Below are 13,729 nucleotides of genomic sequence, written 5' to 3' on the forward strand. Positions count from 1 at the left end.
AATGCTCAGGTTTAGATAACTTTGAGTAGGTTTGAGCAAGTTTTTAGGAGCGGTAGTAATAGCAGTGCTGATGAGGCAAAACGAAGAAACAGCTCCTGACTGAAATACAGGGTATTACCCGATAGCTTGATAACCACATCGGTTAAATGCATAAACAGAACGCTGGCAAGACATAGCAAGATGCCTTTTGATCTCTCAGATTTCTTAAATAGCATTATTACTGTGCTTGTCGACCAGATAATCCCGGATAATTTGAAAGCTTGCCAGCAGCTCTTCAACCTCTTCTAGTGTATTGGCAGCCGTTAACGTAATGCGATGCCCCTCCTGGCCAATACCCACCATCGGATAGGGTGAAACTGTAACTAGAATGCCTTTCTCAAACAGTAGATTTGCGGTTTCTATGGTATCCTGATTATCACCTATCCTGACAAAAATGATCGGAAACCAGGATTGATTAAGCACCTCAAAACCCATTGACCTCAGACCATTAATGCTCTTATGGGTTAAAGTGAACAGTTTTTCCCTGTATTGGTTTCCTCGATGCTCGTTGATCACCAAACCTTTCGCCAGGGTGGCCAGTGAAGCGGTCGGACAGGGGCCGGAAAGATCATAAGGTGTTGAAAAACCCTTAATAAAGCTCTGCATTTTTTTTGAGCAGCCAACAAACGCCGCCAGGGATGAGTAAGCTTTTGAACATCCCCCCACATAGATAATGTTTTCGTAGTCAAGCCCGTAATAACGGACGATGCCATTGCCTCGCTGCCCGTAGGGCATTGCCGATGTGGGGTTCTCCCCCACGACACCGAATCCATGGGCATCATCAATATACACAATGGCATCGTACTTTTTAGCGAGGGCAACAATAGCCGGTACCCTGGCAAAATCACCACTCATGCTGTAAACGCCATCAATCATAATGACTTTTCGCTTATTGTTCTGGTGGTGCTGGAGGTGTAACTCTAAGGTTTCAAGGTCATTTTGCGGGAAGGAGAGTAATGTTGCCCCGCTGTCTCTGGCTATTTTCGCCGCTTCGTACATGGTTTCATGACCGGATTTATCCAGAATAAGGACTCCTCCCTTGCCCACCAGTGCGGGCAACACGCCGATGGAGATCAATGTCACGGTGGGAAAAATCAAGGTAGACTCCACACCAATCAACGTAGCCAGCTGGTTTTCAATTTGTTGATAGATCGCCGGGCTGGCTACCAGACGACACCAGCTTGGATGCACCCCCCATCTCATGATTTCATCGCTGATATCGTTCTGCATCTCTTCATCAAGATCCAATCCCAGATAGTTGCATGAAGCAAAATCAATCACCGAGTGATCGTCATCAACCCAGATTCTTCGTCCTTCAATTTTCACCGCCGTTAAATCATACTGTTTCATTTTACCCAGCATGGCATGTATGTGAGCCCGACGATTCTCTGATTGATTAATTTCAATAATTTCATCTTCGAGATTCATAATTTTATTTCCTTTTTTCCCACAGTTGACGACTGAGAAATGAAGAAAAACCCAGTTTCATACACCCCTTATTAGACCATGCCTCTTTATCACAGCGAACATATGCAAACCGACACTTCCTTTGATAAGCAAGATTAATCCGAAACGCTAACATAGTTGAGTACAAACCCTGTCGGCTAAAACGGATATCAGTTGCGCCTTCAGATAGAAAAGCCAGCCCGTTGATGCAGCTCATTGTGCCAATGGAAATGGTAAGATCCCCGGAAAAGGCAGAAAAACATTCCAGGGAGTTATTCTTATTCATGCTGTTTTTTCTGATTTTTTCGGTGAATTTTTCTGCCAGTGATGCCGGAATGTTGTTCCGATGCCGGTTTAGTGTCATAAAGTATTCCAGCTGATCTTTTTCAGTATCAATCTTTCTGATATCAATTTCAGATAATGGCTTTTTATACAAATCCCCCAGTTCCAACGGTGCATTCATGCTTTCTATGGGGAACTCATACCAAAGTTCTTCTTCCTCAGGTAATTCGATGTAACCTTCACTTTTTAAAAAATTAATATATTCTCCGTCAGTGCCAGTATGAGTATAAACTCTCGGAAGGCTTGATCGTGTTGTGAAATAGGCTTCAGCTGTCTGCAATTCTCTGTATGCCAGGGCGTCATGAATATGTATACAGTTGTAATAAGGTCGGTCAGCATCCTGTAACCAGGAAATCTGATAATTGTCGTAACTATGAAGTTCATCAAAGCAGAGTAATTTCCATGCCTGGTTCGCAGTAAAAATAACCTCTTTAATTTTGTTATTATTCATAACACTAATGATGCCTCTGCACTAAGTAACACCCGGTCTATTTTTCCAGAAGATGTTTTTGGTAAATCCGGTTTGTAATGGAAATGTGATGGAATCATATAGGCTGGGAGTTGTTCTTTTAGTTGTTGGATTGCTGTTTTTTCAGCCAACGGCAGGTTAATGACGGTTGAATAAAAGCAATGTATCTGGCATTGGTCTTTTATGAAAACGACACAGCATTCATATATCCCGGTAATACTGGCAAGCGCGGATTCAATTTCTCCCAACTCAATACGATATCCTTTAATCTTGATCATCAGGTCCCGTCGGCCGCGATAGTGCAACACCCCCTGTTTATCCCGGAAACCATAATCACCGGTTCTCCAGAACCTGCCCGGATATTGGGCAAAAGGACTGGTTACCAGGTTTTTTCTGGTCAGTTCCGGCATATTCAGATAACCATGGCATACCGTAGGACCCTGGCACCATATTTCACCAATCTCGCCAGCCTGACACACACTCATACTGGCCTCATCGACCACGATGATTTCACTATGATCTGCCTCGGTACCCAAAGGTATAGCGTTCTGATGTTTAGCCAAATCTCCGGGAGCAACATGAAAACAGGTAATAATATTGGTTTCTGTCGGGCCATAAATATTGCTGAACCGGGTGTCCGGTAATGATTCCATCAGGTGACGGAGTTTAGCTACCGGAAATGGCTCACCTGCATACATAATCTGACGAAGACTGGTGCTGCTTTGGCCAAGTCCTCCCCTACACTCAAGCGTTATTAATGTAGAGGGTGTGGTATATAATATGGATACACGTTCCCGCCTGAGTAATGAGATATAGTCCCTGTGTTTTTCAATAGAAGAACGTTGTTTTTGCCAGTCAAAACAGACCAGGGTTGCACCGATGGATAATGTATTGAAAATATCAAAAACGGACAGGTCAAACTTCAGCGGAGCCCTGGATATCACAACATCATTACAAGTCAGACAAAACTCCTTTTGCATCCAATCCGTAAACGCCCTGGCATTGCCGTGGGACAACATTATACCCTTCGGTACTCCGGTTGATCCTGAGCTGTGCAGAATGTAGGCTAAATCGTCGCTATGACCACAAAGTGTCTCTGACAAAAGGTGAGATTGTTCGTCTATGTCAGTGGATGGTGATTGGTTGAAATCAGAAAAGCAGATGATTTTTTCAGAGGATTCTTCAGAATTCCCCAGATTCCCCGGATTCAATACAGAGTCACCAAAGACGACTATTTTCTCTATGCTGTCATTGTCTGCCAACTCAGGAAATTTGCTGAGCAGGGTTCCATCAGCCAGCAATAATTTCATTTGGGTATTATCTATTATTTTGTTCAGCCTTTCTGGTGGGGATTGATCATCCAGGGGTACGTAAGCGCATCTGGCATTGAGAATACCCAATATCGCTGAAATACTCAGATGGTTAACTGGAGACAGAACGCCAATAAGTGGTACGTTTACATTTTTATTATTAAAACCACAGATTAGCTGGGTAAACGCATTTAGCAATTGACCCAATTGGCGGTAGGTAACCTTTAAGCCTGATTCTTCAATGACTGCAACATGATTAGGGTGTTGTTCAATTGCTATTAATACTGGTGTATGAAGTAAGCTGTGTGATTTTCCGTTCATTTGGCAATAACACCTGTTAATCCAAACTTTATCGCTCATTCGGTAAAAATAATATTTATATCATTGAAGGCATTGGAATATTGACCAATTTTGTATTTATTTTCACACAACCAATCTGACAAGGACTCAACAGGGCAGAATTTCAAAATTTCATTAACCATGATTTCAATCATACGTTCATCTTTTGTTTGGTAGACACTTTTCAGGTATTTTTTTAACAGTGCCTTTGATTCTATTCCATTCCCCCAAGATGAAATAAATAAAATATCCCCTTTTCTAACAGTACGCCTGACTGATTCAGCAAAATTCTTTATATAAAATGCAACATTAAACCAAAATACAAAAATTACATTTTCTTTAGTGATCTGGTTTCTTGTAATAGATTCAAAGTGTAAATTTATCATGTTGATTGCATTTGCATCACTATTAACTCGATAAAATGGATCTACAGCGTAATATCCTATGTTGTGTAAAATGGCAAGATTCCGATAGGTCAGTGGGCCAGACCCGACAACCACCATATTATTTATTTTTGTATCACCAATAATAAGATTTTGCAGAATGCTTAACTCATGCTGTAAAAAAGGCGCTGTTATCCTCAGTGATTGACTGTTAAGCATATTTTTAGCAATATGTGAATCCATCATAGGCCAATACAACTCAGTTATTTTTTCGTTACCTGTCGGACAGTACAACTCGCCAAAAAGTTCATAGCAATAACGCTCAGCAGACACTGAAACGCAATGTCTTTATGTTCATGATGTTTGGAAATAGAGAAGTTAACCTCCTGCTGGATAGTATAAAAGGTATATATTGTGAAAGCGTTGACACTCGGCATTGTGATGGATCCTATTGCCTCCATCAATTACAAAAAAGACAGCTCCCTTGCCATGCTGCTGGCGGCCAGTCAGAAAGGCTGGCAGCTGTTTTACATGGAACAGGCCGACCTTTATCAGAAAGAAGGTATTGCCATGGGCAGCGTTAAGCCGTTAACGGTCAATGCTGACCCTGAGAACTGGTTTGCACTGGATGAGCGCCAGGAGATGCCGCTGGATGCGCTGGATGTTATCCTGATGCGCAAGGATCCTCCCTTTGATATGGAATTTATTTACAGCACTTACCTGCTGGAGCAGGCTCAGGCGGCTGGCACATTGATTGTGAATAACCCCCGCAGTATCCGTGACTGTAACGAAAAAATGTTTGCCACACTGTTTCCACAGTGCACGCCCCCGGTGATGGTTTCCCGCAGTCCAAGGTTACTGAAAGAGTTTGCGGTAGAACATGGCGACGTGGTACTGAAGCCACTGGATGGCATGGGTGGCAGTTCTATTTTCCGCACAAAAACCAATGATCCGAACTTAAGCGTGATCGTAGAAACCCTGACGGAAATGGGCCAGCGTCAGGCCATGATTCAAAAGTTTATTCCGGATATTAAATCCGGTGACAAGCGCATCCTGATGATTGATGGGGAACCTGTTCCCTACTGCCTGGCGCGCATTCCTGCTGCCGGGGAACTCAGAGGCAACCTGGCAGCAGGTGGTACCGGTGAAGGACGCCCCCTGAGTGAACGGGATTTGTGGATTGCCCGTCAGGTAGGGCCACAGCTGCGCAAGAAAGGCCTGATTTTTGTTGGGCTGGATGTTATTGGCGACTACCTCACAGAAATCAACGTTACCTCACCGACCTGTATCCGAGAGCTGGACAATCAGTTTACACTTAACATCGCCGGTCAGTTGATGGATAAGATTGAGGAAAAACTCAAGGCCAGGCCCTGACCAGACGATTATTCTATAGACTGTTTTTTTCCAACAGAATCTTGCATATAGTCTTGAATATCAGGCTTGGCCGGTAAGCAAGAGCCCTATAAGGGCTCATCTTGTATTAATCAGTACGGCTCTGCCATTGGGCTTTACCAGGGGAAAGCAGTAATCAGAAAGCTATGACTCAGCCAGCGACTATTTCATCAGCAGCAGTATCGACGGCAGACCGTCTGGGTTTTACCCTTTTTATGGCGGCGGCTCTGCACGTTCTGATCGTGCTGGGGGTAACGTTTAGCTTTAAGGACAAGCCTGCCCCTCCGCCAACTCTGGAAGTGACTCTGGCCAGTTATCAAAGCAAAGAGAAACCCAAAGTAGCCGACTACCTGGCCCAGATCAATCAACAGGGCAGTGGTACTCTGGATGAAAAAGCATTGCCCTCCAGTGACCAGCAGGCACAGTTTCAGGAAGACACCATTAAGGAAGTCCAGCCACAGTCACAAACAGCGGCTCAACCAGAGCAAGCCGTGACACAACAGACCCGTATTACCACTAAGGCAAAGAGCCAGCAGAAAGTTTCTGCAACCGATGACAGTGAAAAGCAGGAACCCGTTGCGGTTGAAAAAGACAAGCCACGCAAGCACATTGACCTGAAAAATGAAATTGCCAGCCTTGAAGCCCAGTTCCATCAGCAGCGCCAGGAGTTCGCCAAACGCCCGCGTATCAAAAGGCTGACAGCGGCATCAACCTTGCAGGAAGCTGGCGCATTTTACAAAGAGTCCTGGCGACGGAAGGTTGAGAAGGTTGGCAACATCAACTACCCGGAAAAAGCGCGTAAGCAACAGCTCTATGGCGAGTTGCGCCTGATGGTTGCCATCAATCGGGATGGCACATTGTCAAATGTTGAGATACTGGACTCATCGGGTTATCGGGTTCTGGATGATGCTGCGGTTCGTATTGTCAGAATGGCTTCACCCTTTGCCCCATTCGACGACACACTTAAGAGCTATGACATGGTTGAAATCATACGTACCTGGCGCTTTGAGCCTGGAGACCGACTATTCAGCCAGTAAGCTTCAGAGCCTGTTGTATTGCGGGAATATAGGCATCAAGACTTGCCATAAATGACCTTTACCCTAATACTCCGCTAAGTAGCTGGTTATATGGATCATATAGTTCCGGCTAGCTGGGCATGTACCATGCAAGGCGAAACGGAGGAAGCATAGCCGAAGCTATGTGAGCAGTGTTGTAATGCAACAGAGTGCCTGAACGAGAAGTCAGAAATAAATGATTTCATATGATTAGCAACTTATGAGCAGTGTTCCTTTCCAGAATTTCAAAAGTCACTTTCTTATTGCCATGCCTGGCATGGCTGACCTTTCCTTTGCTGAAACGCTGACGGTTATTTGTGAGCACAGCCCGGAAGGTGCTCTGGGTATTGTGGTGAATCGACCAAGCACCCTGCCGATGAGTGAGATTTTCCGACAGATTGGCATTGATCACCATGAGCAGTCAGGCGTGAGTCAGCACGCGGTATACTCTGGAGGCCCGGTGTCACAGGAGAGAGGTTTTGTCCTGAATTCAGGGGAGTCCAGTTGGGATGCCAGCCTGGAGATATGCCCGGGACTGCAACTGGCCACATCAACCGATGTATTGGTGGCAATGGCAAAAGGCAAAGGTCCAAAGCAGGCATTGGTTGCTCTTGGTTATGCAGGCTGGGGCGCAGGTCAGCTTGAAAAGGAAATTTCCGAGAATGCCTGGCTGACCTGTGAAGCGCACCCATCCATTGTTTTCGATACACCTTACCACCTGAGACTGAGTGCAGCTGCCAGTACACTGGGTGTTAATATCAATCTGATTTCTGATCAGGTTGGCCATGCATAGGTTTCTGTTGACAAAAAAGCGATGACCGATAAGAAATTAACCACCGTACTGGGTTTTGACTTCGGAACCCGTAACATTGGTGTTGCGGCTGGACAGGTTATTACCCGAACCGCCTCTGCCCTGCCATCGTTGACAGCAAAAGATGGAATCCCGGACTGGAGCCAGGTTGAGACGCTTATTAACGAATGGAAGCCTGATGCCGTTGTCGTCGGCATCCCATTGAATATGGATGGCTCGGAGTCGGAAATGTCGCGCCGCGCCAGAAAGTTTGGTAACCGGATTCATGGACGCTTCAACCTGCCATTTTATCCAGCGGATGAACGACTAACGTCTTTCGAGGCCAAACAATGGGCCAGCAAGCTTGGCCATAAAGGACATTACGGATCAAACCCGGTAGATGCCATGGCTGCCCAGATTATCCTGGAGGCCTGGCTGAATGATTCTCAGAATGAACATCTTATGAGTAATTGAGAAATTGTCTCGGAATAAGTGCCGCATTTGACTGAGGCTTGTTAAGGTCGCTTCCCGCTTCCCGCTTCCCGCTTCCCGCTTCCCGCTTCCCGCAAAGGCACAAGTGATCTGTCTTTTTCGGGCAGCGGGCAGCGCTTATTCCCGAGTCAGGTTGCAGGAACACCAAGCAACTCAACAGTCACCGGTTTGGATGCTAATTGCTGCTGTTTGAATTTATAGAATACTTTGACTTTCGTTATGGGGCTCTGCTGTGAAGTAATCAGTGGCACTGTCCTTGAGTAATCCTGTCCATCAGCACCGTTCTTTTTACCTCTAATGGTTTTTTGCAGGTTGATATGAAATACCTCGCCTTTAGCCAGATAGATGCGAGCCTGATGTAAGATGATATCGCCATGAGATATATGGAAACGAAGCTTGCTGAATGCCTCTTCGGTCTGGGGGAAAATGGTTAAGGTATTTTCACTGACCCTGGCTTTGGCTGAACCGACGGCTACCCAGCTATCTTTAGCTAGAGTACTGATTGGCAGAGCCAACAAAGAGAGAAGTATTAAATGGCAAAAGCGGTTAAGCATAGGGACCTCAGTTCAATCTGATAACTGTTGGTGAGGCACGTTTCACGCCTCGTTCCCCCGTGGGAATGCATACCCGAGACTCACAGTGTGCGTTGTATGGGGATTAGCACTTTTCTGCACTAGCTTAGATGATTCTGCTGCAGTTTGATCTTGAATTGACGGCGCTCACCGGCTGCTCCTTCCGGCAGGTATTCCTGTTCCATCCACTGCAGCTGATGGTGGCGGTCGATCATCAATACGCTGGTATTTCGGGTACCGTAATCTTTACTGGCAATAAAGCAGCTGGAAATCAGTTTCTCTACCTCTTTACTGACCCCGGTATCCGGTAATTGTTCCTCGGGTGGCCGATAATTATCGTGCATCAGCTCAATAAGTTGTTTGCCACTGGGGGGGATGGATTCTTTTATTGCCCTGATAAAGCTATTACGTGCTCTCATAAGCTTTGGCCATGGTGTGTCCAGCAGATGGTTACTCAAACCATATATCCCGGGAGGTAGAGGAGAAATACTTTGGTCTTTTGTACGGTTGCTAAAGTAATAAAGGCTTGTCGAGTCCATGATCAGAAGATTGAACCCTGACCACTTGTCACCCTGTTGTTGAACTGCATGTAAATAGTCAGATGCAGATTGGGAACCTGTTACAAAGTTGGCGACCAGCGTACCCCTGGAATATAAGCCAGCAGGGCTGGGAACTTCCCTGTAGTTGGTAACGGCAGCAAAGCGGCCATTTTTGTTAATAGCCAACCAGCTGCCGCCAGCTTCAAGGTCCCGGCCACCAAATACATCGGGCGAATCGTTCCAGAAGTCGGTTGCCTGTGTCGGGCGGCGATAAAATTCATCTCGATTGGCAGTCAGAATCAGTGGATACTGGCTATCAGGTTGCCATGAAAAAACAATAAGGCACATGTTTTTTAGTGTCTGGTAGCTTTATGAAGACCTACAAGAATAAACTATCATCCATTTTGCGAAAATCCACTCAACGAAAAAGCATGGGCGAATAATAATGAGCAGACTTAAAGCGGCGGTGGTTCAGGTTTGCTCAGGGCTGGTTGTTTCTGAAAATCTTGCTGACATTGAATGTCAGTTAATGACTCATCGACGGGAGCAAATGGATATTATTGTGCTACCCGAATGTTTTGCCATGCTTGGAGGCCCTCAGGCTGATGCAGCTTTGCAGGCTGATGCAATACGGGAGTGGATGGCATCCACGGCCAAAACATTGGGTAGCTGGCTTATCGGCGGCTCAGTACCTGTCTATAACATGGATGATGGGCGTAACCATGCCTCGTGCCTTGTTTATAGCCCTGAAGGGGATGAAGTCACCCATTACAACAAAATGCACCTGTTTGATGCAGAGGTATCTGACAGTAAAGGGCGGTACAGGGAATCGGATGATTTTATCCCCGGATCAGCGCCAGGGCTGGTAACTATTGGTGCGGCAACGGTTGGCCTTTCAATTTGTTATGACCTTCGCTTTCCTGAGCTATATCGCACGCTGGTGGCTCAGGGAGCAACGATATTAACCGTACCCTCTGCCTTCACAAAAGTAACCGGTGCAGCGCACTGGGAAGTGCTGTTGAAAGCCAGGGCTATTGAAAACCAATGTTATGTGCTGGCAGCCAACCAGGCGGGTACACATCCTGATGGCCGCCAGACCTATGGTCACAGTATGATCATTTCACCCTGGGGAGATATTCTGGCTGAAGGCCCTGCTGAAGGGGCTGCGGTGATTATGGCTGAACTGGATCTGGATGAACTGGCGAAAGTACGTCTGCAAATGCCCTGCTTAAACCACCGCAGACTCATCCAGTAAAGAAAAACTTGCCGTGGAGCCACGGAGGTTCGCAGAAAAGAAAAAATCCATTCCTCTGTGACTCCATGGCAAAAAAGGGGAAGTTATTCTCGGACTCTTAGTTCTGCCATTTACACAGCTCCACATAATCTCTGGTGCACCGTTTACTGGCAGAACCTTCAAGGTCAATTGTCGGCGAACATATACTGCCACCATGAGAAGTATATCCACCAAGAGAGCTACAAGTACCTGCATCCATACGAACGCACACAGATTCATCAATATACTGTCGCCAGGTAAGCCCTTGATTGATACATTCAAAGGTGTTCCTTGCACCATGGTAAATTATGTTTCCTGCGTGCTCAATTACGCTAATGATTCCGTGATGGACTAGTTCGGCCATCTGTCTGGGCAGGGTTTTATCGGGGTAAGTGCAATAAATATCATTGTCATTGAAGGGATGTATACCGGTAAAAGAGGTGAATTGGCCGGCATTAAGGCATCCTGGAGTAATTAATCGTTCACTTAATGACGACTGTTGAACACTGCTTTGGCTGCTAGCCAAATAATACAGTGCTGCCATAGTGCCTATTACTGAACCGACAGCCAGCGCAACAAGACATGTGCGGCTGGAAAACGCTCTGGTTTTATTTTGTGAGGAGTCATTCCTATCAAACTTTTGCTCGAGGTCAGCCAGCCTTGATGGTCGACTCTGATTGACATCGGCTCGATAATTTATGTTGTGCATTTCAGGAATCTCATAAAATATTGATATATCTCAGTCGTGTAGCGCAGTGGCTTTGAAATAGAGTCAATTCTCAGGAAATAATTCAAACACTTCTTAAAAATTGTCAGTGATAAAAGAATATGTAGGGAAGATTGGCTATAAAGTAGAGGTAAGTCCTGGACTACGACCAGAGAGGGGGTAATTACATAAAAAATTCCACGCTCGCTATCCGCAAAAGCACAAGCGACCTGTCTATTTCGGGTAGCGGGTGGCGAGCAGCGCTTACTGGAATGTCAAAGTTATCAAATGACAGTCCCTTAATCAGTAGACGGCTTGTTAGCAATAATCGCCAGCGCATCCATCAACCGTTCCTGGGCATTACGTCGACGCTGACTCCGAACCGGTCGGTTTTTCTCATACTCACCGTCACTTTGCAGCTGCCAGCTTCGGTTATTATCGGTGAGATAGTAGTCCAATTCTTTTTTGATGCGAGCAGCAAGTTTTGGGTCTTCAATGGGGAAACAGGTCTCAATACGCATGTCCAGGTTTCGGATCATGGCATCAGCACTGGAACAATACACCAGGGCGTCATCGTCGCCATTTTCGAAATAGTAGATACGGGTGTGCTCAAGAAACCGTCCGACAATGGAGCGTACACGGATATTTTCCGAGAGCCCTTCAATGCCGGGCCTCAGGCAGCAGATACCCCGAACGATCAGATCAACCTCAACACCGGCCTGAGACGCTTTAAACAACGCCTTAATCATATGAGACTCCGTGAGGGAGTTGATTTTGATGATGATCCGGGCCTGTTTTCCTTCTTTGGCATTATTGGTTTCCTGGTTGATCAGATCAATCAGGCTCTTTTTCAGCGTGAATGGCGCATGGAATAGCTTACGGACACGAACCGCACGCCCCATCCCGGTCAGCTGCTGGAAGATTTTATGAACGTCGTTGGTCAGTATTTTGTCACAGGTCAGCAGGCTGTAATCGGTATAGAGGCGGGCATTGCCAGCATGATAGTTACCGGTGCCAAGGTGAGCATAACGCTGAATATGCCGTCCTTCACGACGAACAATCAACATCATTTTGGCATGGGTTTTATAGCCGACGACACCGTATACGACAACGGCTCCTGCTTCCTGCAGGCGACGGGCCAGGGCCAGGTTTTCCTCTTCATCAAACCGGGCACGGATTTCTACCACAACAGTCACCTCTTTACCCTGTCTGGCGGCTTCTACCAGGGCATCCACTATTTCTGAGTGAGCACCGGTGCGGTACAGAGTTTGTCGGATGGCCAGAACATCAGGATCCTTGGCTGCCTGACGGAGCATATCCACTACCGGAGTGAATGATTCAAAGGGGTGATGGAGCAGGATGTCCTGTTTCGCCACCAGATCCAGTACGTTGTTGCTGTGCTTCCGTTTACTGTGCAGGCCTTTTGGGTAGCCGGGGGTAAATCGTGGAAAGACCAGATCCGGTCTGTCATTGGTGTCGCAGATGGACATCATGCGCGTCAGGTTTACCGGTCCACTGACCTGGTAAACGTCTTCATTGGTCAGGCCAAATTCATTGAGTAGAAAATCCACCAATGGTTGTGGGCAGTTGTCGGCTACCTCCAGTCGTACCGCTTTACCGTAACGGCGGGAGAGCAGTTCACCCTGCAGTGCCTTGGCCAGGTCTTCAACTTCATCTTCAAGATCCAGGTCACTGTTACGGGTCAGCCGGAACTGATAGCAGCCCTTGATATCCATGCCGGGGAACAGGTCGCTGACATGGCGATGGATAATCGAAGAGAGAAATACATAATCATTCTTCCGGCCATCGCAGATATCTTCAGGCATTTTGACGATACGTGGTAAAGACCGTGGTGCCGGGATAATGGCCATACCGGTATCACGGCCAAAAGCATCTTTGCCTTCCAGGGAGACAATAAAGCAGAGCAGTTTATTCGCCAGTCTTGGGAAAGGGTGGGCCGGGTCCAGCCCGATAGGGCTGATGATGGGCATCACTTCATGGTAAAAGAAGCGCTTGATCCATGCCTGCTGCTTTTCCGTCAGCTCATTGCGGCGCAGAAAGCGAATACCCTCTTTTCTCAGAGAAGGTAATAGGCTTTCATTCAATATCCGATATTGCAGCCCAACGTATTCTTTGGCCTTCTGGCTGATCTCTTTCAAGACCTGCTGTGGTCCCATACCATCGAGGCCCACCTGCTCACGGGAGAAGTCGATCTGCTGCATCAGGCCCGCGACACGGATTTCGAAATATTCATCAAGGTTGGAGCTGAAAATCAGCAGAAACCGGAAGCGCTCCAGCAGCGGGTACTCTTCGTTTAATGCCTGCTGCAGAACCCGGAAATTAAACGCCAGATGGCTGAGTTCACGATTAATGTAATAGTCAGGGTTCTGATAATCATTGACCTTTGGGGGCTTACTGGCAATTGGCTCGGCAAGCTCAGATGGTTGGGCCTGGGTTTCCTGAACATCCGATTGTTGGGGGTTATCCATATGACCTCTTTCTCCGCAAAATAGCAGCAGTCTGGGAGCCTGTCGGACTTAAGACTGTCCTACTGCGGTTGCGATAAATTGGTCTAAAAATTC

Annotated in this window: 13 protein-coding genes; 5 read left to right on the plus strand and 8 right to left on the minus strand. The window is 46.6% G+C overall.

Annotation, left to right across the window (positions count from 1 at the left end):
• Positions 1-204: 204 nt before the first annotated feature.
• Genes KDK15_RS17960 through KDK15_RS17975 form a run of 4 tightly spaced genes read right to left on the minus strand, consistent with a single transcriptional unit; the run spans position 205 to position 4,661 of the window.
• Positions 205-1,467: an aminotransferase class I/II-fold pyridoxal phosphate-dependent enzyme gene (locus tag KDK15_RS17960; RefSeq protein WP_257296768.1), complete on the minus strand. Its 1,263-nt coding sequence runs from the start codon at positions 1,465-1,467 to the stop codon at positions 205-207.
• Between the two features lie 4 nt (positions 1,468-1,471).
• Positions 1,472-2,278: a hypothetical protein gene (locus KDK15_RS17965; RefSeq protein ID WP_257296769.1), complete on the minus strand. Its 807-nt coding sequence runs from the start codon at positions 2,276-2,278 to the stop codon at positions 1,472-1,474.
• On the minus strand, positions 2,275-3,927 hold the full coding sequence (locus tag KDK15_RS17970) for an AMP-binding protein (protein ID WP_257296770.1): 1,653 nt from the start codon (positions 3,925-3,927) through the stop codon (positions 2,275-2,277). The genes KDK15_RS17965 and KDK15_RS17970 overlap by 4 nt, the downstream gene beginning before the upstream one ends.
• Positions 3,928-3,962: 35 nt before the next feature.
• Complete coding sequence (locus KDK15_RS17975) at positions 3,963-4,661, minus strand: hypothetical protein (protein WP_257296771.1); 699 nt, start codon at positions 4,659-4,661, stop codon at positions 3,963-3,965.
• Between the two features lie 81 nt (positions 4,662-4,742).
• On the opposite strand from KDK15_RS17975, the gene gshB reads away from it, so the two are divergent.
• The 4 genes from gshB to ruvX all read left to right on the plus strand — a co-directional run bounded on the left by gshB (position 4,743) and on the right by ruvX (position 8,039).
• Positions 4,743-5,702: a glutathione synthase gene (gene gshB, locus KDK15_RS17980; RefSeq protein WP_257296772.1), complete on the plus strand. Its 960-nt coding sequence runs from the start codon at positions 4,743-4,745 to the stop codon at positions 5,700-5,702.
• A gap of 164 nt (positions 5,703-5,866) precedes the next feature.
• Positions 5,867-6,757: an energy transducer TonB gene (locus tag KDK15_RS17985; RefSeq protein WP_257296773.1), complete on the plus strand. Its 891-nt coding sequence runs from the start codon at positions 5,867-5,869 to the stop codon at positions 6,755-6,757.
• Positions 6,758-6,995: 238 nt separating this feature from the next.
• On the plus strand, positions 6,996-7,568 hold the full coding sequence (locus KDK15_RS17990; RefSeq protein WP_257296774.1) for a YqgE/AlgH family protein: 573 nt from the start codon (positions 6,996-6,998) through the stop codon (positions 7,566-7,568).
• Positions 7,569-7,589: 21 nt separating this feature from the next.
• Positions 7,590-8,039: a Holliday junction resolvase RuvX gene (gene ruvX / locus KDK15_RS17995; protein ID WP_257296775.1), complete on the plus strand. Its 450-nt coding sequence runs from the start codon at positions 7,590-7,592 to the stop codon at positions 8,037-8,039.
• Between the two features lie 146 nt (positions 8,040-8,185).
• Here ruvX and KDK15_RS18000 read toward each other — a convergent pair whose 3' ends face one another.
• Positions 8,186-8,611, minus strand: coding sequence for a hypothetical protein (locus tag KDK15_RS18000; protein ID WP_257296776.1), 426 nt, complete (start codon positions 8,609-8,611; stop codon positions 8,186-8,188).
• A gap of 119 nt (positions 8,612-8,730) precedes the next feature.
• Entirely contained in the window at positions 8,731-9,516 is a 786-nt protein-coding gene (locus KDK15_RS18005) for an NRDE family protein (RefSeq protein ID WP_257296777.1), read from the minus strand.
• A 97-nt stretch (positions 9,517-9,613) separates the two neighbouring features.
• On the opposite strand from KDK15_RS18005, the gene KDK15_RS18010 reads away from it, so the two are divergent.
• Entirely contained in the window at positions 9,614-10,423 is an 810-nt protein-coding gene (locus KDK15_RS18010) for a carbon-nitrogen hydrolase family protein (protein WP_257296778.1), read from the plus strand.
• Positions 10,424-10,520: 97 nt separating this feature from the next.
• Here the strand turns inward: KDK15_RS18010 and KDK15_RS18015 are convergent, their stop codons facing one another.
• Both KDK15_RS18015 and ppk1 read right to left on the minus strand, forming a co-directional pair.
• Positions 10,521-11,150, minus strand: coding sequence for a hypothetical protein (locus KDK15_RS18015; protein ID WP_257296779.1), 630 nt, complete (start codon positions 11,148-11,150; stop codon positions 10,521-10,523).
• A gap of 296 nt (positions 11,151-11,446) precedes the next feature.
• Complete coding sequence (gene ppk1 / locus KDK15_RS18020) at positions 11,447-13,636, minus strand: polyphosphate kinase 1 (protein WP_257296780.1); 2,190 nt, start codon at positions 13,634-13,636, stop codon at positions 11,447-11,449.
• Between the last annotated feature and the right edge of the window lie 93 nt (positions 13,637-13,729).

This window comes from Endozoicomonas sp. YOMI1 (assembly GCF_024606345.1).
GTDB lineage: Bacteria > Pseudomonadota > Gammaproteobacteria > Pseudomonadales > Endozoicomonadaceae > Endozoicomonas.

Bases quoted from the DNA above. Each gene is read 5' to 3' on its own strand.
- KDK15_RS17960 (WP_257296768.1), bottom strand. From the start codon at position 1,467: ATGAATCTCGAAGATGAAATTATTGAAATTAATCAATCAGAGAATCGT.
- KDK15_RS17965 (WP_257296769.1), bottom strand. From the start codon at position 2,278: ATGAATAATAACAAAATTAAAGAGGTTATTTTTACTGCGAACCAGGCA.
- KDK15_RS17970 (WP_257296770.1), bottom strand. From the start codon at position 3,927: ATGAACGGAAAATCACACAGCTTACTTCATACACCAGTATTAATAGCA.
- KDK15_RS17985 (WP_257296773.1), top strand. From the start codon at position 5,867: ATGACTCAGCCAGCGACTATTTCATCAGCAGCAGTATCGACGGCAGAC.
- KDK15_RS17990 (WP_257296774.1), top strand. From the start codon at position 6,996: ATGAGCAGTGTTCCTTTCCAGAATTTCAAAAGTCACTTTCTTATTGCC.
- ruvX (WP_257296775.1), top strand. From the start codon at position 7,590: ATGACCGATAAGAAATTAACCACCGTACTGGGTTTTGACTTCGGAACC.
- KDK15_RS18000 (WP_257296776.1), bottom strand. From the start codon at position 8,611: ATGCTTAACCGCTTTTGCCATTTAATACTTCTCTCTTTGTTGGCTCTG.
- KDK15_RS18005 (WP_257296777.1), bottom strand. From the start codon at position 9,516: ATGTGCCTTATTGTTTTTTCATGGCAACCTGATAGCCAGTATCCACTG.
- KDK15_RS18010 (WP_257296778.1), top strand. From the start codon at position 9,614: ATGAGCAGACTTAAAGCGGCGGTGGTTCAGGTTTGCTCAGGGCTGGTT.
- KDK15_RS18015 (WP_257296779.1), bottom strand. From the start codon at position 11,150: ATGCACAACATAAATTATCGAGCCGATGTCAATCAGAGTCGACCATCA.
- ppk1 (WP_257296780.1), bottom strand. From the start codon at position 13,636: ATGGATAACCCCCAACAATCGGATGTTCAGGAAACCCAGGCCCAACCA.